The organism is Clostridium putrefaciens (genome assembly GCF_900461105.1).
GTDB lineage: Bacteria > Bacillota > Clostridia > Clostridiales > Clostridiaceae > Clostridium_L > Clostridium_L putrefaciens.
The window spans coordinates 1,262,515-1,287,300 of record NZ_UFWZ01000001.1; the positions used below are offsets into that span (position 1 = coordinate 1,262,515).

The following is a 24,786-nucleotide window of genomic DNA, read 5'->3' on the forward strand; positions in this document are numbered from 1 at the left end:
TGAGTATATGAGAACACTAAATAATATTAAAAGCTCTTACCTATGTTTATCAAATAGAATTATAGCATCTATAATTATACTTATTCAATTAACATTGTCCTTTGTATTTTTTTATGAAGGTGTGCATATAGGATATGAAAGCTATGAAAAAACAAAAAATATGTCCAAAGTATTAGGAGATAAAAGTATATATTTTTTAAATGAGCATAGCGATTTAGATTACTTAAATTCTGTGATATTTAAACAAGATGATGTTATTACTAGAATGGAAGAATTTGAAAACTTCTTATGTGATAATGACAATTTTACAATATATAGATCAAATAATGAGCCTTTGTCCATAGTAAACTCTAAAAATATACAGTTAATAAAAGATCAACAATCGCCAAATTTTAAAGATGGATATGACAGTGTTTATGGTATAGATATTGATGAAAACTTTTTGAAAAATTTCAATTATAAGTTATCAGAAGGAAGTATTTTAGATACTGATGATTTTGAAACTACTGATCCGCTTAATGTATTAGTAGGAAGTGATTTTAAAAGTTACTATAAAGCAGGGGATACGATTGACGGATATATTGTTAATCTAGATAAAAATGTAAAGTTAAAAATCAAAGGGTTTATAGAAAAAGGAGAGCTATATGTAGATCAGAGGTTTAATGCAAGTAACATAGAAACTATGGATAATAAAATAATTTTTCCTAGAATAAAAAATCTATCTAAGGAAAATGAATTCTATAGATATTCTCTTTACACTAATTATTTAGAGACTAATGTAGTATCAGATTTATCTCACCAGAAAATATCTGAACTTATTAATAATAAATCAAGAGAATTAAACTTATATGATATTGAGGTTTTAAGTAAAGAAGGAGAAATGAGTTATTATAAGGATATAACATCAAGACAATTAAGTTTAATATTTATAATTGGAGCATTAATAATACTATTTACAGCTATAAATATAATAACTTCTTTAACTGACTATATAATGAAGCAAAGAAAGGAATTTGCAGTTAATTTGATGTGTGGAGCTACTAAATCTGATTTAATTCAAGGAATATATTTCACAATTATAATGTTAATTGTAATATCTCTTTTCCTAAGTAATATATTTTATAAATTTATTTTTAAAGTATCTATGGATATATTTAGTTTTAAATTTCTAAGTTTAATTATCTTTTCAGTAATATTGTCAATAGTATTACTTATAATTCCATATTTTAATATAAGAAATAATTCTTTAATAGAGGTATTGAAAGATGAATAAGGAGGAATGCTGTATGAAACATAAACGCAATATCATAATACTAATTGTGGTTGTTGTAGTTGGGATAATAGGGTATAAGGTAGTATCGCATAATAGTTATATCTCTAAATCCGGAAGTTTAACTATTTCAAATAAAATGGAATCTATTAATATACCTGGATGCTCAAAAAAGAATACTAAATATAAATGTGAACTTCAATTAAAAATTGAATCAACAGAGTCACCATATGTTGTTGTTAAATTTTTAGGAGATGACAATAAGGAATATTATACAGAAAATATAACTACTAAGGGCTTAAGTAATATTGATAAAACATTTAATGACATTAAGGGTGATTTAAGGATAGAAATAGATTCAAAAAATGCAAAGAGTAATGTATCATATTCAGTTAAATATTAAAGCCAAAGGGAGGAATGGTTATGGAGCTTATTAAATTAAACAATGTATCAAAGGCTTATGGGGAAAAAGATAACAAATTCTACGCTTTAAAAGATATTAATGTTACTATAAATTCAGGAGAGCTAATAGCCATAATTGGGCCGTCAGGATCAGGAAAGTCAACTTTGTTAAATATTATAGGAACTTTAGATACTTATACTAATGGAGAATATATATTGAAGAAAGAAAATATAGGGGGACTAAATGACAGGAAATTAGCCAAATATAGAAATAGTACATTTGGGTTTGTAGTTCAACATTTTGCATTAATTAATGAGTATTCAGTTTATAAGAACATCGAAGTGCCTTTAAAATATGCAAATATCAGTAAAAAAACTAGAAAAGAGAGAATAAATTATGTTTTGAGAACTTTAGAATTAGAAGATAAGAGCAGTAAATTTCCTACTCAGCTATCAGGGGGACAATGCCAACGGGTAGCAATAGCAAGAGCATTAGTTAATAACCCTGATATAATATTAGCTGATGAACCAACAGGTGCTTTAGATAGTAAAACAGGAAGTGTTGTAATGGATACATTTAGGAATATGAATAAGGAAGGTAAAACGGTAATAATAATAACTCATGATGAAAGAATAGCAAAACAATGTAATAGAGTTATAAAGATTATTGATGGGCAATTGGTAGGGTAGCAAATGATTAGTATCAACTACCCCGGGGTCCAATGTCATAAAACTAAGCTTCAATAAAATGTAAAATTAAATAGCGCATATTCAGAAAATAAGATTATAAAGAAAATTCCTCTATAATAAATACTGCATTAATTAGTATTGACGGAGGGATTTTTTATTGAAAAAAATTAATTATATTAAAGAAGGAATAAAAATTATAAGTTCATTGATAAATGATTTAATGTTTTTATTTGAATTTAGAGTAAAATAAACATATTTCACTAGAGATGGTGATAACGACTTAACAGAGTGCGATGGCGGTATATTGAATTTGTGGCGTATATAAACTAAAGCTTATAATAATTCTAACGATATAATAAATAAGAGAAATATTAAAAAAGCTGCATGACATCATGACATATAGGAGGTTTTTATCATGGAAGTAAATTTTCAATATGAAGAACATAATTATTTACCAATTGAGACCATATCCGTAATAGGAAAGTTTAATGATTATGATTATAACAAAGGGGTTATGGTTAAAGAGAATAATAAATGGACATTTAAATTTGATTTCCAAACAGGGGAGCATCCCTATAAGTTTCTTATTAATGGAAAATTAAAGCTTAATGATCCAAGTGCAAATATATATCTACCAGATGATAATGAAGAACTTTGGTCTATAGTTAAGATTAATGAAGATAATCAAAGGATGTACAATAATACTCAGTATACAACACATATAGAAAAGTATAATATAGGTTCTGCTGTAAGTGATCAAGAAAATATAGTGAATAAAAAGGTTTTCAATATGGCTTTAGATAAAAAGATAGTAACAAGATTTCAATTCACAAATGTAACCGGATTACATACTGTAACAACAGCATGGTATACACCTATAGGAGAGTTGTTTCAAGTAACTGAGAATAATTTATTTCTGCCACCAGATGGTAGGGAATCCATAATGTTATGGTTTTGGATAGATCTTGAGGATAGTACCCGTAAATATACTTTTGGAACTTGGACAATGAAATTCTTTATAGATGGTGAATTTATATTAGAAGATGAATTTAGATTATCACAAAGTTCATTATATTCTCCACAAGGAGAAATAAGATATTAATAGTATAAATACAAATTTACAAGGTATAAGCACTTAAAGTGATTATATATTATTTAACAAATAAGAAGAAAAGGATGTGAAAGGTTATGAAAATAACTAGTAATGTTAACCTAAATGCAAATATTATCAACAATATCAATGACAATAAGAGTAGGGGTAGAAAAGTAGAAAATAATAGTCTGAATTCAGAAGTACAAGCTAGCAATATAAAATTAGCTAAAGATGAGTATAAATCTTCACTTGTTAATGATGTTAAAGACTCCCAAGAGGTTGCATCTAAAGAAAGTAATACAACTAAGAGCTCAATAGGAAGGTTTTTCAAGTCAGTAGCTGATAAATTCTCTTATATGACGAGCGAAGTTTCAAAATTTGTTAAGACAGCAGTTTCTGTAGGTGAAAGTGTTATTAAGACCGTAAAGTCAGTAGCTAATATTGTTGTAGATACAGCTAAGGTTATATCAAAAACTATAAAAGATATGTCAGATTCAGTATCTAAAAAAATAAAGGATACTGCATCACAAATAGCTAGTACCTTTAAGCAAGTAACAACTACTGCTGCCGATTTGAAAAAGGTAGCTGAAGATACAAAAGCTTCAGCTACATCTTTAATAGACACAGGAGTAAAGGCAGCCATTTCAGTAGGAGAAGATGTTAAGGGATTAGTAGGTAAAATTGGAACATCAGTAGATAAAGTTAAGGCTGGATGGAATAATTCAAATAGCGGTATTGTAGATAAAGTAGTTCAAACTGGTGAGGTAGTAAAAGGCGGAGTAGGGTCCATAAAAGCACCAATAGAAGAAATAGGAAATACGGCTTCAACAGGATATAATGAAATTAAAAAGAATTACAATAACATAAGGAATAGTATTGAAAATTCATTGTCTTGCATTCAGAAAGTTAAAAATGCTGTTATATCAGTTAGCAAGAATGTGATTGATACAATAAAAACAGTTGCAACTGAAATCAAAGAAGCAAGCAAAGTTGTAGTTGGTAGTATAAGGGATGCTTCAAGTAATATAAAAGATATAGTTAAAGATGGATATAATGAAATTAATGAAAATATACAAAAAACATATAAGAGTAATGAAAAAGATAGTAATAACCTAGGAAGTATCGATAGGATGATACCTGCATTAGCTTAAAGAAAAGTTAACTAAGGGTATGAAAATGTATATAGGTTGATTAAATAGTTGTTATATGAGCAGTTATGAAGATAAGATAAGAAAGAGCTTTAAAATAAAGTATAAGTTCATTTTTCTAAGTGATATAACAATATTGAAAATTATCCCACATTATAAGATGACAGAAGTAAGAAGGCGTATTTGAAAAAGATATGCCTTCTTCTTTTGTGTTAAAGAATATGATTTGAGTATATTAGATTTAGAAATTAACTTTAATGAAGTGATTCTTAGTTCAGGTGGAATTTGATTAAGAGAAGTACGCCCTCAATCTGAATTATTGAAAGGTTAGAGTATAATTTTAGTAGGCAGAACTAGTATAAAAAACTATATAAATAAAAGGAGATGCAAAAACATCTCCCCAATACATAAATTATCCATTATAATTTTATTATCTAGACAAAACTGAATGGAGTTGAATTTATGTATAATGTTAGTTTAAATGAAAACGGCTTAACTTTCAAGGAGATAGAGAAAAAGATTTATAAGATGGTTTGTGATGAAGCCTGCCATGTTTTAAAAAATGTGTTGGAAGCTTTAGATGAAAAGCTACTTAAAGAAAGAGATATTAAAGTATATAGAAATAAGGGACTTAAAAAGACTTGTTTAAGAACGATTATGGGGGATGTTGAATATTCAAGACGTATCTATCAGTTTGAACTTGAAGATGGTAAAACAGCTACTAAGTTCCTTTTAGATGAGTATCTAGGCATGGACACCATAGGTAATGTATCTATAAATCTTGTAGAAACTATTTTAACTAACGTGTCAGAAGTATCTTTTAGAAAAACAGCTGAAAATATAAAAACAATGTGTAATCAGGAAATTAGTGCTCAAGGAGTTTGGAACATAGTTCAAATGGTTGGAGAAAAGATAAATGAACTAGAAAAGCGTAAGATTGAACTAAATGAAAAAGGTGCGTTGAAAGGCGAAAAGGAAGTACCAGTGCTATTTCAGGAGCAAGACGGGGTATGGTTATCCATTCAGGGAAAAGATAGACCAAAGGGTAAGAATAGAAAAAAAGAACTTAAATTAGCAGTATCTTATACAGGTTGGAAGTTGCGTCCAGGTAGTAAAAAAGAATATGTTGTTATTGATAAAACTGTTTGTGCAAGTTTTAATAGTTCTAGCCACTTTAAAAAAGTTGCGGAAGCAACCATTGCTGAAAAGTATAATGTTGATGAAATAGAAACTAGGATATTAAATGGAGATGGTGCAAAGTGGATAAAAGCAACCTGTGAAGATCAAGACATACACTTTCAACTGGATCCATTTCATATAAGCCAAGCAATTATTAGAAAAGTAAGTGATAAAAAAGAACAGAAAGTCTTACTTAAGTTATTTAGGCAAGGGAAAGTTGATGAAGGGTTGGAAGCAATTGTTAACATGATGATAGAAAATAATAAAGATGAAGTTGTTTTTAAAAAGCTTACAGAGCTATATGACTATTTTGTACATAATAAAGAGGGCCTAGTTCCATATAAATTAAGAGACAATATAACTATGCCTACGGCACCCGAAGGGATAGAATATAGGCAATTAGGGACTATGGAACATAACATTTGCGATGTGTTAGCACATAGAATGAAAGGTAGAAAAATGAGCTGGTCTATTAATGGAGCCGATAACTTATCTAAAATTTTAGCAGAAAAGTTCAGCAATAGATTATTTAGTACCTTGGATAAAATCTATAAAAACATTATCCCGAAGGGTGTTATAGATACTGTAATTCGTGAAATACCTTTATCCGCTTCCGCGGTTAATAAAAAGGGTACGGAATCTAAAGAATATAAGATACATACCGCGCCTATTCCTTATAGTGGAGCCGCGGTTACCTTGGGAAGAAAAGTAATACAAAAACTTTGTGGATTAAAAGGATTTGGAGATCTTAGTTACAATTAAGAATAAAAATGGTTAGGATAAATTATAAATACCCCATGTAAAATAATGGATAATAAATTAAATAAAATAGTTGCCCACTTTTACTTGACTCAAACTATTGAAAGACATACTTTGCAATGCATAGAGTAGTAGCATATAATATTAACATACTATGTATTACAAGGTAAGGGAGTAAATTACTTTGGATAATAATTCTCAAATTCTTAAGGGAATTCTTGAAGGAGGTATACTAAGTATAATTTCTATATAAAATACCTATTGCTATGAGCTAGTGGATGAAATAGTATGTTGAAAGGTGAATATAAAGAGACATATAGAAATATATTATTGTGCTTATCAAGTAGTAATATACCTAATGATTTTATAAGTGAAGTGAGTGAAGATGTAAAAGACTTATTAGATACAAAAAGGTCATTGCCAAATGAAAGAGAAGTGATAAGATATGAGATTAGATAAATTTCTAGCACAATCATCCCTTGGAAGAAGGAAAAATGTTAGGACTTATATAAAAGAGGGTAGGGTAAAAGTAAACAAAGAGGTGATAACAAAGCCTGCAATGGAAATTAAAGAAAGTTCTGATGTTATAGAATATCTAGATAAAGTAGTTCGTTATACTGGAAAGGTATATTATATGTTTAATAAACCTGCTGGATATATTACTGCAAGAAAAGATACAGTTAACAAAACTGTATTTGATTTTTTTCATGACGTGAACATGGAAGGAGTATTTCATGTTGGAAGATTGGACAAGGATACAGAAGGATTGCTTCTAATGACTAATGATGGCGAATTTGAACACCAACTAATGTATCCAGAAAAGCATATTGAAAAAACCTACTTTTTTTGGGCCTTGGGATTTTTAGATGAGGAAGATATGAAGCAATTAGAACAAGGGATATACATAGGAAAAGGTGAAATACTAACGAAACCTGCAAAAATAGAAGTGCAAAAATCTGGAATGTACAAAGAATTTAAACATGAAATGCCTAATAAAGATTTACAAAATATAGACTCAGATCATTATAACCAGCCCGTTGTTTCAGGATATCTTACTATAAAGGAAGGTCGTAAGCACCAAGTAAAGCGTATGTTAAAGTCAGTCGGCTGCTATGTGGTATACTTAAAGAGGGTTTCAATTGGAGGACTTATGTTACATGAATCATTAGGAAAAGGTCAGTATAGATCCCTTACAGATGTGGAGATTCAAAGCTTATTTGGTGAGCTGAGGTAGATATGTTAATATGCAATTTTTATCTTTGTAATTAAGTTCTATGTGTATTAAGTGAAAGAAATGGCTAATGTTTATAATAAGATTACAAATTTTGAAATAATATCTTATTTTTTATAAAAAATATAACCAAAAAAGAGGTATAAATTATGATAAAACCAATTGTAAAAGAACATTTTAATTTTAAAAATATATTTTTATTATAAGTAAATAAAAATTGAAATCAGGTTTCTATTAAAGAAATTTAAAATCAATGCTATAATAAAAAGAAGAAGTAATAATAAACAATTAAAAAGCAATTAATTGATGAGAGAAACCTATGAGGTTTATGATATAGGAGGTATTATGGCACTTAATAATAAATTGCAAATTACAGACTCAGTTGAACTTGCTAGGGTAGAAGAAAAAATAAGTAAGAAGAAAGCAGTTGAATTATTTCAAAGTGGATATTTAGATAGTTTAGAAGCTGGAAAATATAATGCATTAGCCCAAATTCATCGATATTTATTTGAAGATATATATGAATTTGCAGGAGTAATACGTGATGTAAATATTGCAAAGGGGAATTTTAGGTTTGCTCCTGTTATGTACTTGAAAGCATCCCTAGAGCATATTGAGTCAATGCCGCAATCAAGTTTTGATGAAATAATTGAGAAGTATGTTGAAATGAATATTGCTCATCCTTTTAGAGAAGGAAATGGAAGAAGTACTCGAATTTGGCTTGATTTAATACTGAAAAAAGAGTTAGGTAAAGTAGTGAACTGGAGTGAAGTTGACAAGAGTGACTATTTTCTCGCAATGGAACGTAGTCCTATAAAAGACATAGAGATTAAGCACCTTTTGAAAGAGGCATTAACTGATAAAGTTAATGATAGAGAAATTTATATGAAGGGCATTGATACGAGTTATTATTATGAAGGATATACTGTTTATAAGACAGAAGATTTATAATAGTTAAAGTTACATGAGGATGAAATTAATAAAATAAGTGTATGGTGAGAGCTTTGAATAAGATAGTTTTAGTTAACAAATAAGAAATTATTTAACTAGAAGTATCTTATTTTTAATAAAAAATTATAATAGAAACTTAAATTTGAAATATTACTGATTATTATAGAATTGAGCCCAATAGATAATTAAATGCTCATAAGAAGGAAAAGGGAATATTTTGTAGAATTATATATTAACTATATATCAAAAATAAATATGTTATATAATTATATTTTTGAGAATAGTATAAGAAGAATAATTGATAATAATTAAATTTAAGATTCGGAAGGATATTAATAATGAAGAAATTTAACAGTTTTCAGCTAAAAATAATAATGGTAATAGCAATGTTTATTGACCATGTTGCAGAGTTCATTCAAGGAACACCCTTATGGTTTCATTATATAGGTAGAATTGCAGCACCTGTGTTTTTTTATTTACTAGTTGAAGGATTTTTTCATACAAGAAGTAAGAAAGGTTATATAAAAAGACTAGCTATTAGTGGAATAATAATGTTAATAGGTTCATCTATATTGATGTATGTATTTAATAGATCAATAAAAATTACAAATAATATATTAATCTCTATGGCATTAAATTTGATTTTACTTTCTTCTATTGAATGGAAGAAGGAAGCAAGTAATAAAGGATTAGCGAACCTAAGTATTGGTATTTCATTTTTGCTTACCCTTTTTGCCGAAGGCTCAATTCTTACTACTGCTATGACACTTATATTTTATTTTAATAGAGAAAATAAAATTAAAATGTGTTTTTGGTATATTTTATGTTCAGTTTTAATATTAACAAATCCAGCAAATAGCATTTATGAAAGCTTATTTGTACAAAATTATCAATGGATGATGGTATTTTCACTTCTATTTATACTTATGTATAATGGTGAGAGGGGAAGAAAGTCTAAATATTTCTTTTATATATTCTATCCAGTTCATATATGGGTATTGTATTCAATTGGTAATTATATACATTTTTGAAGTGAGTCTTTAAATAGGAATTTAATATAAGGAGGAGCTTATGACATACAAGGTAATAATAGGAGGAGTATTTCTATTGACTTTTGTTATGCATATGATTTTTACTAAGAATGAAAATAAAAAGGGGCGCTGCTATACTAAACCATTTTTAATGCCACTACTGGCAACTTTTTATATAATAGATTCTGAGAATATTAATAAGTTCATTATAATTGTATTAGCCTTTGGTTTTATTGGAGATGTTTTTTTACTATGGCCAGATAGGAAAAATAATTTTATATTTGGATTAATTGCTTTTTTGATAGGACATATTTCTTATGTTCTACTTTTTAAACAAAGTATATCTTTTGTAAAGGATGTCCCTACATGGTTTTATTTAATGCTTATTATATATGGTGTAGTTGCCGTAACTATAATGAAAAAGCTAATAAATTATCTTGGAGATATGAAAATACCTGTTTTTATTTATATGATCATTATTATTTTAATGAGCTTTATTAGTTTAGCACGTATTTGGGTTATTAATATAAATATATCGTTTCTCTTACCATTTATAGGCTCATTACTCTTTTTATGTTCAGATACTATGTTGGCATTTGATACTTTTAAAGGTAAATTCAAGAATGGAAACGTATATATTATGCTAACTTATGTTTTAGCACAAGTTTTAATAGTTGGTGGATATTTATATTAGATTACACAGTATTAGTTTAAATCGTATAATGTAGATTTTTATTTGTAGATAATTTTGGAGAAAATATAATGAAAATTGGATTCTTAGTATTTATTCCAGGAGACATTATAAAATCTGTTATTGTGGCTATCTTAGGTGTGAAAATTGTTCCAGTAATAAGAAAGATGAATAGGTAAAGCATTAAAAGAGCTTAAAATATTTTCAAAAAAGATCTAATCTAAAAAACAGTACAATGAAAACTACTTTTCATTGTACTGTTTTTTATTTGAAGGTTTTATTTGAACTAATTTTAAAAATATTACAGGAAAAGTTAAACAATATGACTTTTGAATACGTAGTAAATATGATGCAATGAATTATAATAGGGGGAATAACATGAAAAGAAAGGGAAAAAGGCTACTGATTTTTATGGAAATAATAGCTATTCTAGTAGTAGGTTATGTTACTTTATCCTATTGGAACTTGATTCCTGAAAAGGTTTACAAAGCAAAGGATTTTAGTATTGAAATTATAAAAAGCCAAAATGATTATAACGATAATGGTATAGACGATTATACTGACATTTTGTTAGGTGCTAGAAAGGATGCTCTGAATAAACCAGTGTATAAAAGTGTTTATTATGACGGTGGCTATCCTCCAGAAAAAGAGGGCGTTTGCTCAGATGTTATATGGCGAGCTTTTGAAAATGCTGGATACTCGCTTAAAGATATGGTAGATGAAGATATAAATAATAACTTATTGATGTATCAAAGGGTAGGGGGAAAGGCAGAAAAGAATATTGATTTTAGAAGAGTACCTAATTTAAAGGTTTACTTTGATAATAATGCTGTTTCATATAGTTTAGATCCTTATGAAGTAAGTCAGTGGCAACCAGGGGATATTGTTATATTTGGAGAAGATTATTCCCATATTGCCATTGTATCAGATAAACGAAATAGTGAAGGTGTATCATACATCATTCATAATGCAGCACAGCCTAAAAGAGAAGAAGATGCGTTAATAAGCTATTCTAAGAGCTTATCTATTACAGGACACTATAGATTTGAATAATATGGTACAATAATAAAAAGTGCTTGTAATCGTATTTAGAGGTAGCTGTACAGATAGAAATAGAGAAAGTTGTAATGAATTATTAAAAGATGGAAGTAAGGCTACAGGTATTCAAAATTAAATGACGTAGGGGGAGATAATTATGTTTGATTATAAAACACTTAAAAATACAAAAATTGAAATATTATATGAAGCATTCTTAAGTGCATTTTCTGATTATCAAGTTAAAATGGATTTGCCATTTTGGAAGTTTCAACAAATGCTTCAAAGGAGAGGCTATGTTTCAGAAATTTCTATAGGTGCATTTAAAAATAATATGTTAGTGGGGTTTGTTTTAAATGGATTTAGAAACTGGAATGGGAAACTAACTGTTTATGATACAGGCACAGGTGTTTTAGGAGAGTACAGAAAACAAGGTATAACAAGTAATATGATTTTAAATATCAAAGAGGTGCTTAAAGAAAAAGAAGTAGAGCAATATTTACTTGAAGTAATTCAAACAAATACATCAGCAGTTCAACTTTACAAAAAACAAGGTTTTGAGATTATAAGAAATTTAGCATGCTTTCAGTTAGATAAAAATAAATACAACCCTATGGCAACCTACAAAGTTGAACATATTGGTAAAATTGATTCAACTAATTGGAAATGTTTAATGGAGTTTTGGGACTTTAAACCATCCTGGCAGAATTCTATTGATTCAATCAATGCTGCACCAGATACATTCATATACTCTATTGTACGTTTTGACGATATCATTGTCGGATATGGGATTATTGATAAGAAAACAGGCGATATTCCACAAATAGCAGTAAATAAGAATTATAGGCGTAAAGGTATTGCAAGAAGTATCGTTACGGATTTGCTAAAAAACACAGAATCACATAAGGTTGGCGTTCTTAATGTAGAGCATCAATCTAAATCTACAAAAGATTTCTTATTGGTATTAGGATTTGAACATATTGTTGATCAATATGAAATGGTTTTAAAATTATAAATTCTTTATAAAAAGGCAGTTATACAAAGTTTTTTTCAAAAGGAGATACTTTTTGGGCTGTTGAGTTAAAGGATAGTAAAAAGGTCATAGGACATGTATATTTTAATAGGGCTAAACCAGAGCACTTTTTAACATGGGATCTAGGATATATTTTTAATCCTTTATTCTATGGAAAGGGCTATGCCACAGAAGGCTGTAATGCAATTTTACAATATGGATTTGAAAAACTAGGAATGCATAGGGCAGTTGAAAAATGCAATATTACAATATAGCATCATGGAGATTGCTTGAACATTTATCTTTGCGTAAAGAAGGGTTATGTAAAAAAGCTGTTACTATAAAAACAACAGAGGCTGGACAGCCAACATGGTGGGATGAATACATTTATTCAATATTAAGTGAAGAGTGGAAAAGGTTTGAGTGTAAATATATTGAGAAGATTTAGAAATAAGAATTTAAGTAATTTAAAGATGAGAAGAGGGTCACTTTGTTCCCCACTTTTACTTGACTCAAATATATTTATAAAAAATACATAAGGGTACAGTAAATAGTGTTATGATTTACCATATCAGTTGTTTCATAATCGTAAAAAAGTGCGAACTGAAGATTATAAATATAAGGTGGTGCAAAACATGAAAGTAAGAAAAACGGTTAAAGAAGATATTGACCTCTTCATAAAGATTCGTATGGAATACCTGTTTGCAGAAAAAGGTGTGTCTTCTTCGGAAGAAGTGTAAGATATTAGAACGAAGTTAGAAGAATATTTTACTCAACACCTTAACAAGGGATTTATTGCTATCATTGCCGAAAATGAAATGGAAGTCCTTGTAAAGATTTATGTGTTGGAGCATTTGAAGGTGATAATACTAAGTATGAGATATTAATAAACTCTACTAAAACTATGATTGAAGATGCTAAGATGTATAATAGGACTGAAATGGTAAGTGAAAATGAGGAATTACTAAAATTATATGAAGATATTTATTCAAAAATATCACAAGGAAGTATGATTTACAGTAGATTAGATAAGTTGAAAAAGAAGGTGGATTAAGTGAGTGATTATAACCGTGTAGAACATTTAAAAGAGTTGCATAGTAACTGTAAGGCTATAACTCAAGAAAGGGTTTATAAAGCAATACAAAGGCTTATAAAGGCTCAAAAGTCTATAAATTTTAATAGTGTTGCGAGTGAAAGTGGGGGGCTGAAAATATGAAAAAAGGTATTAAGACATTATTGCCAATAGTAAGTATTATTTTATTAGTTTTAGGTTTATTTAATATTGTAGATTCAGATGTTGCACTGTCGATTGCAGTATTAATAAGTGGAGTATCAAGTATATTAAATGGATATTCTTCATATGTTAAGGAAAAGAAAAAAGAATCGATTTTATTAATTTTAACTGGTCTCTTTATAATTATCCTCTTAATACTTACACTATTTTTAAGAAATCTATAAACTATAATTTAATTAATAATTTAATATATTACGAATTAAAGAGGCTGTCTCAAAATGATTTAAAAAATCATTTTGAGATTTAGCCTTTTTTAATGTTCACTTTAAAAAGTAAGTTTAAATATCATTAGTTTTATAAAAAAATTAAGGTTATCTTTTATTTTGGGTATGACAAAAAGGAGATATTAAAATCTCTCTTTTAAAATATTTAGATTTTTACGTATTAGGCAACTTTTATATCATGGAGGGGTTTTCCACATCTATTATTTTGAATTTTATTATGTAATTTGTTAATATTATATCCAAAACATAATAGGGTAAATTCTGTTTTTACATTGTTTGTTCCACGAGTTAAAAATCTCTTAAATCCATAGTCTCCTTTTAGAACCCCAAATGCTCCCTCAACTTGAATTGACCTATTCATTCTTAGTAGAATTCCTTCTGTACTAGTTATATTTTCTAAAGATTTCAATCTCTTTTTCAAAAAGGTTTTAGATGTTTGCATTGTTTTATTTCCTTTAGCTTTTGTACATTTCAACTTATGTTTACATTCACGGCAATCATCAGCTTCATACATAGTTACTTCACTTTTATATCCGGATTTTGAAGTCCTAGTTGTTGTTCCAATACGCCTTAATTTTACATTATTGCAACAGGTATACTCATCATTACTTTCATCATAATCCATATTTTCGCGCTTACCTATGTTTTTCCTAAAGCTTCGCTTTTTCATACTTTCATAAGTTTGCGGCTTTATATATGAATTTTGATTGTTACTCTCAAGGTATAGGTAATTTTCTTCACTTTCATAACCGGCGTCAGCCACTACGTTAGAAAACTTTTGTGGTAAGGTCGCACTTAGTTTATCTAGAAATGGAATTAAAGTTAGTTGGTCTGAGCGTTGGTTTGAAACATCTATGCCTACAATATATTCTCCTTCAACTCCAATTTGAATATTATATCCAGGCTTTAATTGAGAGTTTCTCATATGATCTTCTTTCATATGCATAAATGTAGCATCTTTATCAGTTTTAGAAAAACTATTTCTACCTTCAAAGGTATCGTTGTAACTATCATACTTTGATTGTTTTTTTATACATTCTTCTAATACTTCTATTTCCTTTTGAATCTTAGTCTTTCTTTTACCTTTTCCAGTTACAAATACTATGTTTTCATTCTTCCTTTTTTCATTTAGAAATTTCAATATTTCTTGAAGATAAATTGATTCAACCTTTTTCTCTGAAACTATATATTCAGTATTATAATCTAAGTTAAAATCTTTTATAAAGTTTTTTATCTTTTCTTGTAGTTTTATCTCAAACTTGTTTGTTGATTTTTTCCAAACAAAGGTATATTTATTAGCCATTGATTCAATTTTAGTTCCATCAATAAATATATTCTTATATTCAACTTCACCTAATTCTTGAAGCTTTGTTACAAATTGAGAAAATAGATTATCAATAATATTTATAAGTCTTTTTGTTCTAAACCTAGCTATGGTATTATGGTCAGGAGCCTTATGGCCCTGAAGTAACCACATAAAGTTAATATCCCTTTGACATGCTTTCTCTATTTTTCTACTGGAATAAATATTGTTCATGTATGCATAAAGTAATATTTTAAAAAGATTTTTAGGTAAAACTTCTGGATTTCTCCCTTTCTTGGAGTACGCCTTCATCAATATTGTGTAGTCTAATTCCTCCATTATTTGGCTTAGAAGTCTTGCTGAATCATCTTCAGGAATTAAAATCCCTGTTTCTATTGGGAAAATCAATTGATAATTCTCGTAATTATTGTTATAATTTTTATGTGTTAATTTGTTTTTTTTCATAAGTAAATTATACACTGAAAAGTGAGTTCTTCGGAACCCACTTTTTATTTTTTATATTAAAAAGGACTGTCTCAAATTTTTTATTTTGAGACAGCCCCTTTATTAATAATACATACTACACATATATAGTATATAAAAGTTAGATTTTTGTTATACTTTTCAAAATTTACTCTTGATAATAAGAAAGTTGTGAATTATATCACTAATATTTTATTAAAGAAAACCTAACTTTACTTTCTTGAACATTTACTTATTGAATTAGCTATATTTATAATATTAACTCTCTACTAAATAAAATATAGATTAGAATTATAATTCATTTAAGGACTGTTTATATTTATTCATAAATTCATCTATATCTTTTGATTGTTTCCATATCATGACTGCATGAGGATCAAGCAAATAAAGTATTGAATCATTTAAAAGTTCTACATACTCACCGTCTTGAGATCCAAGTGCATCGCTTCTAACTTTCAATAAAATTGTATCATAGTCTACGGTTTTATATATTTTTATGGAAAATAATAAATAAAACCTATATTTCTAACGAAGAAGTGAGTTCAAAAACGATATTCTAATAAGGGTACTTGACAATACATAAATACAATTCTAATGATAAACTGAAATTAAATATTGACATAGCATAAGCAAGATGTTAGTATATACATACAGAAGGTAAGGTAGTTTAGTATTAACTGATAATACTGAAAGGGGTAGAAGTGTGGAAAATATATGGAGACTTTATGATTATTTTAGAGGAAAGGTTAAAACAGAAAAATTAAGAAACTTATTAGCAGCAACAGGTGCAGTACAAATTGTTCTTTCAAATAAAGAACAATATAATATAAAGGATAAATTAACTTGGTCAGAAGTTTGTAGAAATAAAGAGACATTATTAGAAGTTATGGACATCTTATATAACAGTAGCAATGTTGAAATGTTTAAAGATGAAACAGTTAAGGAAATTATTAAAGTATTAGGGAGAGAAGATTACTTAACACTAATTGAATTTATTGAAAAAAGATTGGCTCAAAAAGATATAATAAGATTTTGTAAAGATGTGATAATAACATCAGATACAAGATTAAGTGAGTATGAATATTTTGCCTCAGAGAATATTTTTGATATACCTTTAAATATATTCGATATAAGTGAAGATTCAACAATAGTGGATTATTTTAACGGAGAATCATCTCTATTACTAAATATTGAAAGTAAACTTAATAGAAATAAGGATGAAATAAGAAATATACAATATTATGGTCAAGAAATAGAAGGTCATACTTTTAAGATAGGTCAACTTGTTGCATATTTAATAACAGGTAGATCTGATAGTATCAAACTTGGTGATAGTATAATTGAACCGAAATTTACCAAAGAGAATCAGCTATGCAGATTTGATTATGCTATTACTATACCACCATTTTCAATGGCTGTGCCTAAAGAATGTATTGAAGATGACATTTTAAATAGATTTAAATATGGAATACCAAAAAGAAGTTCATTAAACAGTGATTGGATTATAATTCAGCATATACTAGCAAGTATAAAAGGTAAAGGTAAAGCTGCACTTTTACTACCATTAGGAGCATTATATAGAACTGGTGCAGAATCATTAATAAGAAAAGAAATAGTAAAGGATGATATTATTGATTCAATAATAAAATTACCTTCTGGTATATTTTCATATACTGCCATAGCAACATGTTGGGTGATTTTTGATAAGGATAAGCCTATAGAAAGAAAAAATAAAATTCAATTTATTGATCTTACGGAGTTTATAGTTGATTTAGATAGAAGATCTAAGATCGTTTCAGAAGAAGGGGTTAAAATAGCAAGTAAGTTATATAGAAATAATGAAGAAAGCTCAATAAGTACATTTATAAACTTAGAGAAAATTGAAGAAAAGAACTATGATTTAAATGCTTTCGACTATATTCAATTAGAAAAGTTATATGCTGAATTTGATGGTATTAATATGATAGAACTATCTAAAATAGCAAAAATAAGAAGAGGAGTTCAAATAACCAGAGGAAAATTAGATTCCATAAATACAGGAGAAGGCAGAAATCATTATTTAATAGGGTTAGGAAATATAGGTGAAGAGGGTAAAATCAAATTAGAAGAAAGTGATAAAATAAAGGCAGAGGATAGGTGGATAGACCTATATGAGGTAAAGAAAGGTGATATTTTAATAACATCTAGAGGAAGCTTATTTAAAGTGGCAATAGTAGATCAAAATATAAGTAATGCAATTGTATCATCAAATCTATTTTTAATTAGAGTGAATAAGGATAAATACAAGCCAGAAGTATTAAAGTTCTTTCTTAATAGTGACATAGGTAAAGAACTTATAAAAGGAATAACAAAAGGATCAATAGTTAGTTCTATATCTAATAAAGATTTAGAAAGATTCCTTATTCCCAATATACATTTTAAATACCAAAAAGAAGCTATATTATTAATTAATCATGCTGAGAAAAAATATGAAGAAGCTATTAAGAAAGCAGAAGAAGAGTATAAATCATCAAAGAATAATATAAATAAGTTATTAAATCTAGATGTTGAGATATAAAATAAGTAAAGAAGAGTGAATTTTATCTTGATGAACTATATAAAGGTCAGGTAAATGAGTTTCAAAATAAGCTTAAATAGATAAAGCTGGGCTTATATGATAATATCAGTATAATGGAGAGTTTTACTATTAATATATAGGATACAATAACTTTGTTATTACAGCTTATATAACACAATACAAATATTGTATAATGGAATAGGGTGGTGAAAAAAATGGAACAAATGAATTTTAATATTGAAGATATAGAAAAACAGGATGAAGCTTTAACGGAACAAAAGGATTATAGTTTTATAGAAAATACAAATGTAACTCAATATAAAGCAGATCTAGCATTTAAGACTTTAATAGATGGATTTGATGAACTATTATATGTTATACCCAAGTATCAAAGAAAGTATATTTGGTCAAAGGAACAGGTCGAAAATTTAGCAATTTCGCTTATAAGAGGGTTACCTATACCTCCCATATATGTATATCGTAATGAAAAAAAGCAAATGGAAATACTTGATGGGCAACAAAGAATATTAAGTTTGTTTTTATATTATAAAGGGAAATATATTAAAAATAGTACAAATACTCAAGTAGAATTACAAAGATTAATGTCTGATCAGAGATTTAATAGAGCGGAAATAAGCTTTGAGAAGTTATTAGAAGGTCAATATCCATTAAAAGATGTTACTTATGAACTAAGATATAGGGAAGATAATAAGGAAAAGGTTATTGATATAAGTTATGCCCAATTAACTAAAGAAATACGAAGAACTGTTGATTTTACTACTATTTCCGTTATAGAAATAAAAGTTGATGCTAAAAACGAAAAAAATAGAATACTATATAAGATTTTTGAAAATTTAAATAGTGGTGGAACAGAACTTAAAAATCAAGAACTTAGAAATGGTGTATATCAATGCAAATTTTATGACATGTTGCATGAAATTAATAACACTAATGAAAAGTGGAGAAAGATCTATGGAGAAAAACATAAGCATAGTAGAGATGTTGAATTATTACTTAGATTTGCAGCAGTGGAGCATTACTTCAAGTTAGAAGATGATAGCATTAAACTGTATAATTACGAAAATTCTTATCCTAAGTTCTTAAATGATTTTTCAGATGAAGTTATACATTTTGATGAAGGCACAGTAAATATGTATAGAAAAAATATAGAGAGATTTATAGATATAATAGAAGTAGGTGACAGGGTAGCTAATTTATTGTTAGAAAGCTTGTATCTTGCAAGTACTTGTGTGGATGGAGACTATATAATAGGAAATGACTTTTGTAAAAAGATAGCACAGAATCATTCCTATTCAAGCTATATCTTAAATTCTTCATCAACTAAATCAAAGGTTCAAGGGAGGTTTAATTATGTCTATAGAAAACTATCAAAATATGTTGATGGAAATAAAGGACAAAATATTAAATAAAAAACTTAAATATAAAAATACAATAATAGTTGGAGATAATTCCAGTGGTAAATCAGAAGTTTTAAGACAACTACTTATAAATCAAGAAAAGGGTTATTATTTTATAGATTCTGTTAATAGAAGTTTTAACTATGAAAATGTTAGCAATTCAGATGATTTAGATGAAACTTATAAGTCAGTAGTTAAATACAGATTAAGTGAAAACAATTTTAACCTAGTAGATTCTTTTGACTTATATAAAACAGGTATAGGTGCTATAGAGAATGTATATTTTAACTATTACCAAGAATTAAAAAGACTTTTGAAGAGCTTTTTAGAAATAGATTTTAAAATAACTATTAAGAAAGATGAAATAATAGGTGAAAGAAAAGTTTTAGATATAGGGCAGGGTATAGAAAAGCTATCAAGTGGATATCAAGCAATAATAAGGCTGTTTTTAGAATTAATTTACTTTGAAGATTCTGTAGAAGCTACTGTAATGAGTCCTGTGTTAGTTATTGATGAAGTAAATGAATTTTTATCTGCAAAAAATGAAGAGAAGATACTACATTTTCTTACAAATAGATTTAATAGAATGAGTTTTATTGTAACAACTCATTCAGCAGATGTTATAGCAAGTTCAATAGATTGCAATATTTTGGTATTACGCAACGATGATTATGAGTGCTTGGATGGGAATGATTTCTCAAGTGTTACTGATGTGAGAGAAATATTTAGTAAGGTTTATAACTTAAGTAATGAGGATGAGACAGAGGGGATAGAAGTTATATTAAGACATCTATTAAATGCTAAGATAAGTGAAACCTGGACTAAAATTGAAGAAGAAAAATTACGAAATATTAATAAGACTATATTATCTAATTCTCAAAGGCTTATATTAAATCAGATAGTGAACTGGCTATAGTATGAGTAGTGATATGTTTTTATTAGATATGCCTAACTTTATTCCAAAGTATAAAGAGCATGAAAGCTATGGGCATAAGGGAAAAGGTGGAGAAAACCTAAAAAATATTCTTATAAAAGCTTCTAAAGGCTATTGTATGTACTGTTATGCCAAGATTTTAATTGATAGAAAGAACTTTGGGCAATTAGAACATTCTATAGAAAAGTTTAATTGTAATAAGCTTGTAAATTGTCCAGCTAATATTTCCATAACTTGTTCTAAGTGTAATGGTTCATTTAAGAAAAAAAGTGAAAAAATTAGGAAGTTAACAAGAGTAGAAATAGATAACTTTGAAGCATTTTCCGAATGTAATATAACATGTATAGATGCTTGCAATGGATATAGTGACCTTAGAAATATTTATACTAAAAAGAAAGAGGGAGAAATAATATTACAACCCTTTGGTATTAAAAATAATGATACTCAAAATGTTTATTTAATTCAATATGACATTTTAAATCAAAAATTTGTACCAAGTAATACCTATAATTATCAAGATAAAGAAAAAGAATTCATCATAAAGCATATAAATAGATTTAATTTAAATGATCCTAAATATAGAACAAAAGAATTTTTATATTTTATTGAGGATGCTATTGAATATAATGCTATTCCTAAGAAAAATAGATATTGTAACTTAGTAGTAGATTTATTTATAGAAAGGATGCGGATCCTTCCTAAAGAAAAAGCAATAAAAATATGTAATTTAATATATACTCAGTTGACAGTTAAGGATAAAAATTAATTTAATACAGGATGCTGGATAAAAGGGTTTTCTTATGCACATATAAGTTATTTAAAATCAAATGAGGAAAATAGAAGGCATAAAACGAAGTGTATATATTTTGACAAAGGAATATGTAAATGTGGGGCTTTTACCAATTATATGTGTAAGTGTACAAGTTCTGTACGGTGTAATCATTATAAGCTTAAAGAATAGTAATAAATTAAATAGAAAAGCGGGTTATAATCTATATTTTTAATTTTTGCTGAGAAAACAGTATTTATATGAAAAAGGAAAGTACTTAGTATGAAACATATTTTGACTTACTTAAATTTGCGAGGTAGCAATTAAAATGAAAAAGGTTGTAATTATATTTTTAGCAGGTTTAGTTATAGTACTTGGTGGACTATATTTATTTAACAAAATTTATAGCCATCCAAATACATTGCTTTTTGCTAGGTAATAAAATTATAATAGATAATTTATGAACTTAGGAGATGTTTTTGCATCTCCTTTTAGTTATATGGTTTTTTATACTATTCCTCCATACTAAGGGTATACTCTAACTCACAATTGTTTTATTAGGGTATCTTGGATTGATATTATACAGGTGTCATGTAGTTTACATGATAAAGTAAGAAAAGATTTAGTATTACATGATAATAGGTGAAATATCTAATATTATGTTAAAATATACGTAAAACAAGAAATAAGGTGATTAAAATTAATGGGTTAAATAAATATAATAAAATAACCTTAGATGAGTTAGAAAGTCTCTATAAGGTAAATGATTATAAACAGTTAAGCGATCTTGTTTTAAGCTTAATAAAGGATGAAAAGATTAAAATAGTTAAAGCGAGTGGCACAAATGGAAAAAAGCCTGCTTTATATAATAGATACATAGTTTTAAAGGATAAGAAAGACAACACTAAGTACTTTGAAGAAATTGATTATAAGATAATACCAGAACTTAATACATCATATTTTAGAAGAAATATTGATAAATACAAAGAAAATAGAAAGTATATTTTAAAATTAAATAACTTTTTACTTGATGAAAGAGAACTTTTAAACAAAGAAGTTTCACAAAAAGAAAGATCTTTTCAGATATGGCAGGAAGAAAAGTATTTACAAGATAGAGGGCTAACCTTACTTAAGAAGTTAAATGTGGATGTGAAAAAGCTAAATTATTATGGAACTAATGAGCCAATAGCTTATTATTCACTTACTAAGAAGGTACCTCAAAATATAATTATAATTGAGAATATGGATACTTTTTATACAGTAAGAAAACATCTTATGGATAAAGGGTCAGATATATTTGGTAATGAAATAGGCACAGTTATATATGGAAAGGGCAAAGGAATAAAAAAGTCAATTAAAGATTTCGAACTTGTTGTTGATAAAAATGTATCTGATACTAGAAATAAAATTTTGTATTTAGGTGATTTAGATTATGAAGGTATAATTATATATGAGGGTTTAGAGGATTTAATAAAAGAAAAGTATTGTATTAAACCTTTTGTTGAAGGATATAAAAAGATGATTGATAAGGCACTAAGTAATAGCTATGAATTAGCAGCAACAAAAGAAAAACAAAATAAAAATATGAAAGGAAGTTTCCTTACACATTTTGATGAAGAATATAAAGAAAAGATCTTAAAGATACTAAATGAAGGGGTATACATACCACAGGAAATTTTAAATATAGGAGATTTAGAAGATGGTATTTGATTATTTAAATAACTTTAATATTAGAATGAAAAAGATCGGTTATTATTCATTGATTTTTAGAAATAGTATAATGAAAAATAATTGGAAGAAGTATGGATTTGATGAATATGATGAACAGGAGAATTTAATCTTTACTGTTTTATTGTATATAATGGAACAATCTTTAAAGGAAGAGGTATGTACATTAGATAATATAACTGATTTTATAGATGAAATTAATGATTTATATTACAAAAAGAACCTTTCCCATAAGGAAGAAAAATCTTTCACTGAATTCATAATAAATACTATTCTTTGTAATGACGGAAATGTTAGGTACTATAAGGGATTTAATTATGAAACTGAAATATATGAAGAAATTAATGTGAACTATCTCATTACTAAAATTATTGATATAGATGGTGTAAGAAGGGTAACTTATTCTTTAACAGATGACGGATATAACATGTTGCTTGGAACTTTAGAAATAGAAGAAAATTTAAGAATAAGTATTCATGAAATGATATTCAAACTTCATTTGGCAAAGGCAGAGTATAGCAAAGCTGCTGATGATATAAAAAACATATTTAATATGTTTAGAATAAGAGTTCAAAAGATGGAAGAAGATATTCAAAGAATAAGAGAAAATCCATTAAATTATTCAAATTCAGATTACGGAAAAATAACAAAAGGCAATTTAACCTTAATGAAGGAAAGTAAAGAAAAGTATAAGTTACATAGGGAAGTTGTAAAAGAGAGGATTCAAGAATTTCTTCATAAAGAGATTAATTTAAGTGAACTAACTAAAGAAGAAAATGAGAATTTGAATAACTTGCAGTCTATAAAAAGGTATTTAAATAAGACAATTGATGAAGATCAAAGAATATTAAAAAAACATTTTGAACTTAAAGAGATCTATGCCAAAGAATTAGAAAACATATCAAAAATGTCTATAATTAAAAGGTTTAATTTAAGCAATGAAATATATGAAAAAGTTTTGGAAGATATAAAAAAAATACAAAATATTGAAGTTTTTTTACGACCTTTATTTAAAAATCATATTCCTAAGAGATATAACATAAATAAAGCGTTACAATATCAAAATCCTATAAGAAAAAACAAAGAAGAAAAAGATCTAGAAGTGTTAGAATTTAGCGATGAATATGCAGAAAAGGAAAAAGAAAAAAGGCAACTTGAAAGATTAGAAAAATATAAAACTGTAATAAATATAATATTAGAAAATGTGAAAGTTACTAATGAACTATATTTGTCTGATTTAAATGAGTTAATAGTGAGAGATGAATATATAAAGCTTAAGCTTATACCAACAGTTGAGATATTTAGAGAAGTAATTATTGAATTTTTAAAAGTACGTGAAATAGACATTAATTCACTTTTAGAAGAAAGAAAAAATAATACAGAAATGGGAGAGATGGACTTTCAACTTAATAAGGCAGTTATTGAAGTTATTGAAGAGAATAAAGAACTTTCAAATATAAAAAGAATTTATGTGTCAAAAGCTTTAGATAAAGAAGATTTAATTATAAAGTCTGTAATTAATGAACTTGGTGAGACCAAAAATTTTATTTGTTCAGAAGTTTATTTTAAAATAAATTAGGAGAG

Annotated in this window: 26 protein-coding genes and 1 pseudogene; 25 read left to right on the forward strand and 2 right to left on the reverse strand. The window is 27.3% G+C overall.

Translation table 11 applies throughout. From position 1 onward, the window contains the following. The first annotated feature begins 7 nt into the window (after window positions 1-7). The 19 genes and pseudogenes from DY168_RS05405 to DY168_RS05480 all read left to right on the forward strand — a co-directional run bounded on the left by DY168_RS05405 (window position 8) and on the right by DY168_RS05480 (window position 13,950). Complete coding sequence (locus DY168_RS05405) at window positions 8-1,273, forward strand: ABC transporter permease family protein (protein ID WP_115640838.1); 1,266 nt, start codon at window positions 8-10, stop codon at window positions 1,271-1,273. A gap of 13 nt (window positions 1,274-1,286) precedes the next feature. Continuing rightward, a complete protein-coding gene (locus DY168_RS05410) occupies window positions 1,287-1,673 on the forward strand; it encodes a hypothetical protein (RefSeq protein ID WP_115640839.1) in 387 nt (128 codons plus the stop codon). A 20-nt stretch (window positions 1,674-1,693) separates the two neighbouring features. Continuing rightward, on the forward strand, window positions 1,694-2,362 hold the full coding sequence (locus DY168_RS05415; protein WP_115640840.1) for an ABC transporter ATP-binding protein: 669 nt from the start codon (window positions 1,694-1,696) through the stop codon (window positions 2,360-2,362). 415 nt (window positions 2,363-2,777) lie between these two features. Then, entirely contained in the window at window positions 2,778-3,464 is a 687-nt protein-coding gene (locus tag DY168_RS05420; RefSeq protein WP_115640841.1) for an early set domain-containing protein, read from the forward strand. Between the two features lie 86 nt (window positions 3,465-3,550). Further along, window positions 3,551-4,606, forward strand: coding sequence for a phage tail family protein (locus DY168_RS05425; protein WP_115640842.1), 1,056 nt, complete (start codon window positions 3,551-3,553; stop codon window positions 4,604-4,606). A gap of 459 nt (window positions 4,607-5,065) precedes the next feature. Continuing rightward, window positions 5,066-6,544, forward strand: a complete 1,479-nt coding sequence (locus DY168_RS05430) for an ISLre2 family transposase (protein ID WP_115640843.1) — start codon at window positions 5,066-5,068, stop codon at window positions 6,542-6,544. A 285-nt stretch (window positions 6,545-6,829) separates the two neighbouring features. Further along, window positions 6,830-7,000 (forward strand): hypothetical protein, encoded by a 171-nt coding sequence (locus DY168_RS14625; RefSeq protein WP_172556273.1) that lies wholly within the window; start codon window positions 6,830-6,832, stop codon window positions 6,998-7,000. After that, entirely contained in the window at window positions 6,987-7,775 is a 789-nt protein-coding gene (locus DY168_RS05435) for a pseudouridine synthase (protein ID WP_115640844.1), read from the forward strand. Before DY168_RS14625 ends, DY168_RS05435 begins: the two co-directional genes overlap by 14 nt. 342 nt (window positions 7,776-8,117) lie before the next feature. Then, a complete protein-coding gene (fic, locus tag DY168_RS05440) occupies window positions 8,118-8,723 on the forward strand; it encodes a protein adenylyltransferase Fic (RefSeq protein WP_115640845.1) in 606 nt (201 codons plus the stop codon). A 338-nt stretch (window positions 8,724-9,061) separates the two neighbouring features. Next, window positions 9,062-9,754, forward strand: coding sequence for a TraX family protein (locus tag DY168_RS05445; RefSeq protein ID WP_115640846.1), 693 nt, complete (start codon window positions 9,062-9,064; stop codon window positions 9,752-9,754). 40 nt (window positions 9,755-9,794) lie between these two features. After that, a complete protein-coding gene (locus tag DY168_RS05450) occupies window positions 9,795-10,448 on the forward strand; it encodes a lysoplasmalogenase (protein ID WP_115640847.1) in 654 nt (217 codons plus the stop codon). 68 nt (window positions 10,449-10,516) lie between these two features. Next, window positions 10,517-10,624 (forward strand): biotin transporter BioY, encoded by a 108-nt coding sequence (locus DY168_RS14935; protein ID WP_242984056.1) that lies wholly within the window; start codon window positions 10,517-10,519, stop codon window positions 10,622-10,624. Window positions 10,625-10,823: 199 nt separating this feature from the next. After that, the gene (locus DY168_RS05455) at window positions 10,824-11,498 is read left to right on the forward strand and encodes a DUF1287 domain-containing protein (protein WP_242984057.1); all 675 of its coding nucleotides are present in this window, start codon (window positions 10,824-10,826) and stop codon (window positions 11,496-11,498) included. Window positions 11,499-11,640: 142 nt separating this feature from the next. Next, window positions 11,641-12,495 (forward strand): GNAT family N-acetyltransferase, encoded by an 855-nt coding sequence (locus DY168_RS05460; RefSeq protein WP_115640848.1) that lies wholly within the window; start codon window positions 11,641-11,643, stop codon window positions 12,493-12,495. A 50-nt stretch (window positions 12,496-12,545) separates the two neighbouring features. Beyond that, window positions 12,546-12,767 (forward strand): annotated as a pseudogene (locus DY168_RS15235) (GNAT family N-acetyltransferase); the annotation flags it as partial. Then, entirely contained in the window at window positions 12,749-12,940 is a 192-nt protein-coding gene (locus tag DY168_RS05470) for a GNAT family N-acetyltransferase (RefSeq protein WP_115640849.1), read from the forward strand. The pseudogene DY168_RS15235 and the gene DY168_RS05470, both read left to right, overlap by 19 nt. A gap of 474 nt (window positions 12,941-13,414) precedes the next feature. After that, entirely contained in the window at window positions 13,415-13,546 is a 132-nt protein-coding gene (locus tag DY168_RS15155; RefSeq protein WP_278286342.1) for a hypothetical protein, read from the forward strand. After that, a complete protein-coding gene (locus tag DY168_RS05475) occupies window positions 13,547-13,708 on the forward strand; it encodes a hypothetical protein (protein WP_174905310.1) in 162 nt (53 codons plus the stop codon). Beyond that, window positions 13,705-13,950, forward strand: a complete 246-nt coding sequence (locus tag DY168_RS05480; RefSeq protein WP_115640850.1) for a hypothetical protein — start codon at window positions 13,705-13,707, stop codon at window positions 13,948-13,950. The genes DY168_RS05475 and DY168_RS05480 overlap by 4 nt, the downstream gene beginning before the upstream one ends. 220 nt (window positions 13,951-14,170) lie before the next feature. On the opposite strand, the gene DY168_RS05485 is transcribed toward DY168_RS05480, so the two are convergent. Both DY168_RS05485 and DY168_RS14630 read right to left on the reverse strand, forming a co-directional pair. Next, window positions 14,171-15,778, reverse strand: coding sequence for an IS1182 family transposase (locus DY168_RS05485; RefSeq protein ID WP_115642421.1), 1,608 nt, complete (start codon window positions 15,776-15,778; stop codon window positions 14,171-14,173). Window positions 15,779-16,087: 309 nt separating this feature from the next. Further along, window positions 16,088-16,255, reverse strand: a complete 168-nt coding sequence (locus tag DY168_RS14630) for a hypothetical protein (protein ID WP_174905311.1) — start codon at window positions 16,253-16,255, stop codon at window positions 16,088-16,090. Between the two features lie 244 nt (window positions 16,256-16,499). On the opposite strand from DY168_RS14630, the gene DY168_RS05490 reads away from it, so the two are divergent. From DY168_RS05490 to DY168_RS05515, 6 genes are all read left to right on the forward strand, one after another. Beyond that, window positions 16,500-18,353 (forward strand): N-6 DNA methylase, encoded by a 1,854-nt coding sequence (locus DY168_RS05490; protein WP_115640851.1) that lies wholly within the window; start codon window positions 16,500-16,502, stop codon window positions 18,351-18,353. Window positions 18,354-18,568: 215 nt separating this feature from the next. Continuing rightward, complete coding sequence (locus DY168_RS05495) at window positions 18,569-19,783, forward strand: DUF262 domain-containing protein (protein ID WP_115640852.1); 1,215 nt, start codon at window positions 18,569-18,571, stop codon at window positions 19,781-19,783. Next, complete coding sequence (locus tag DY168_RS05500; RefSeq protein ID WP_115640853.1) at window positions 19,725-20,687, forward strand: AAA family ATPase; 963 nt, start codon at window positions 19,725-19,727, stop codon at window positions 20,685-20,687. Before DY168_RS05495 ends, DY168_RS05500 begins: the two co-directional genes overlap by 59 nt. A 13-nt stretch (window positions 20,688-20,700) precedes the next feature. Beyond that, window positions 20,701-21,471, forward strand: coding sequence for a hypothetical protein (locus DY168_RS05505; protein ID WP_147291412.1), 771 nt, complete (start codon window positions 20,701-20,703; stop codon window positions 21,469-21,471). A gap of 693 nt (window positions 21,472-22,164) precedes the next feature. Next, the gene (locus DY168_RS05510; protein WP_242984058.1) at window positions 22,165-23,184 is read left to right on the forward strand and encodes a Wadjet anti-phage system protein JetD domain-containing protein; all 1,020 of its coding nucleotides are present in this window, start codon (window positions 22,165-22,167) and stop codon (window positions 23,182-23,184) included. Then, window positions 23,174-24,781, forward strand: a complete 1,608-nt coding sequence (locus tag DY168_RS05515) for a hypothetical protein (RefSeq protein WP_115640855.1) — start codon at window positions 23,174-23,176, stop codon at window positions 24,779-24,781. The genes DY168_RS05510 and DY168_RS05515 overlap by 11 nt, the downstream gene beginning before the upstream one ends. The last annotated feature ends 5 nt before the right edge of the window (window positions 24,782-24,786 follow it).

Bases quoted from the DNA above. Each gene is read 5' to 3' on its own strand.
- DY168_RS15155 (WP_278286342.1), top strand. From the start codon at position 13,415: ATGTATAATAGGACTGAAATGGTAAGTGAAAATGAGGAATTACTAAAA.
- DY168_RS05500 (WP_115640853.1), top strand. From the start codon at position 19,725: ATGTCTATAGAAAACTATCAAAATATGTTGATGGAAATAAAGGACAAA.
- DY168_RS05430 (WP_115640843.1), top strand. From the start codon at position 5,066: ATGTATAATGTTAGTTTAAATGAAAACGGCTTAACTTTCAAGGAGATA.
- DY168_RS05505 (WP_147291412.1), top strand. From the start codon at position 20,701: ATGTTTTTATTAGATATGCCTAACTTTATTCCAAAGTATAAAGAGCAT.
- fic (WP_115640845.1), top strand. From the start codon at position 8,118: ATGGCACTTAATAATAAATTGCAAATTACAGACTCAGTTGAACTTGCT.
- DY168_RS05460 (WP_115640848.1), top strand. From the start codon at position 11,641: ATGTTTGATTATAAAACACTTAAAAATACAAAAATTGAAATATTATAT.
- DY168_RS14625 (WP_172556273.1), top strand. From the start codon at position 6,830: ATGTTGAAAGGTGAATATAAAGAGACATATAGAAATATATTATTGTGC.
- DY168_RS05425 (WP_115640842.1), top strand. From the start codon at position 3,551: ATGAAAATAACTAGTAATGTTAACCTAAATGCAAATATTATCAACAAT.
- DY168_RS05455 (WP_242984057.1), top strand. From the start codon at position 10,824: ATGAAAAGAAAGGGAAAAAGGCTACTGATTTTTATGGAAATAATAGCT.
- DY168_RS05405 (WP_115640838.1), top strand. From the start codon at position 8: ATGAGAACACTAAATAATATTAAAAGCTCTTACCTATGTTTATCAAAT.
- DY168_RS05470 (WP_115640849.1), top strand. From the start codon at position 12,749: ATGCAATATTACAATATAGCATCATGGAGATTGCTTGAACATTTATCT.
- DY168_RS05450 (WP_115640847.1), top strand. From the start codon at position 9,795: ATGACATACAAGGTAATAATAGGAGGAGTATTTCTATTGACTTTTGTT.
- DY168_RS05515 (WP_115640855.1), top strand. From the start codon at position 23,174: ATGGTATTTGATTATTTAAATAACTTTAATATTAGAATGAAAAAGATC.
- DY168_RS05495 (WP_115640852.1), top strand. From the start codon at position 18,569: ATGGAACAAATGAATTTTAATATTGAAGATATAGAAAAACAGGATGAA.
- DY168_RS05435 (WP_115640844.1), top strand. From the start codon at position 6,987: ATGAGATTAGATAAATTTCTAGCACAATCATCCCTTGGAAGAAGGAAA.
- DY168_RS05445 (WP_115640846.1), top strand. From the start codon at position 9,062: ATGAAGAAATTTAACAGTTTTCAGCTAAAAATAATAATGGTAATAGCA.
- DY168_RS05480 (WP_115640850.1), top strand. From the start codon at position 13,705: ATGAAAAAAGGTATTAAGACATTATTGCCAATAGTAAGTATTATTTTA.
- DY168_RS05415 (WP_115640840.1), top strand. From the start codon at position 1,694: ATGGAGCTTATTAAATTAAACAATGTATCAAAGGCTTATGGGGAAAAA.
- DY168_RS05485 (WP_115642421.1), bottom strand. From the start codon at position 15,778: ATGAAAAAAAACAAATTAACACATAAAAATTATAACAATAATTACGAG.
- DY168_RS05420 (WP_115640841.1), top strand. From the start codon at position 2,778: ATGGAAGTAAATTTTCAATATGAAGAACATAATTATTTACCAATTGAG.
- DY168_RS05410 (WP_115640839.1), top strand. From the start codon at position 1,287: ATGAAACATAAACGCAATATCATAATACTAATTGTGGTTGTTGTAGTT.
- DY168_RS14935 (WP_242984056.1), top strand. From the start codon at position 10,517: ATGAAAATTGGATTCTTAGTATTTATTCCAGGAGACATTATAAAATCT.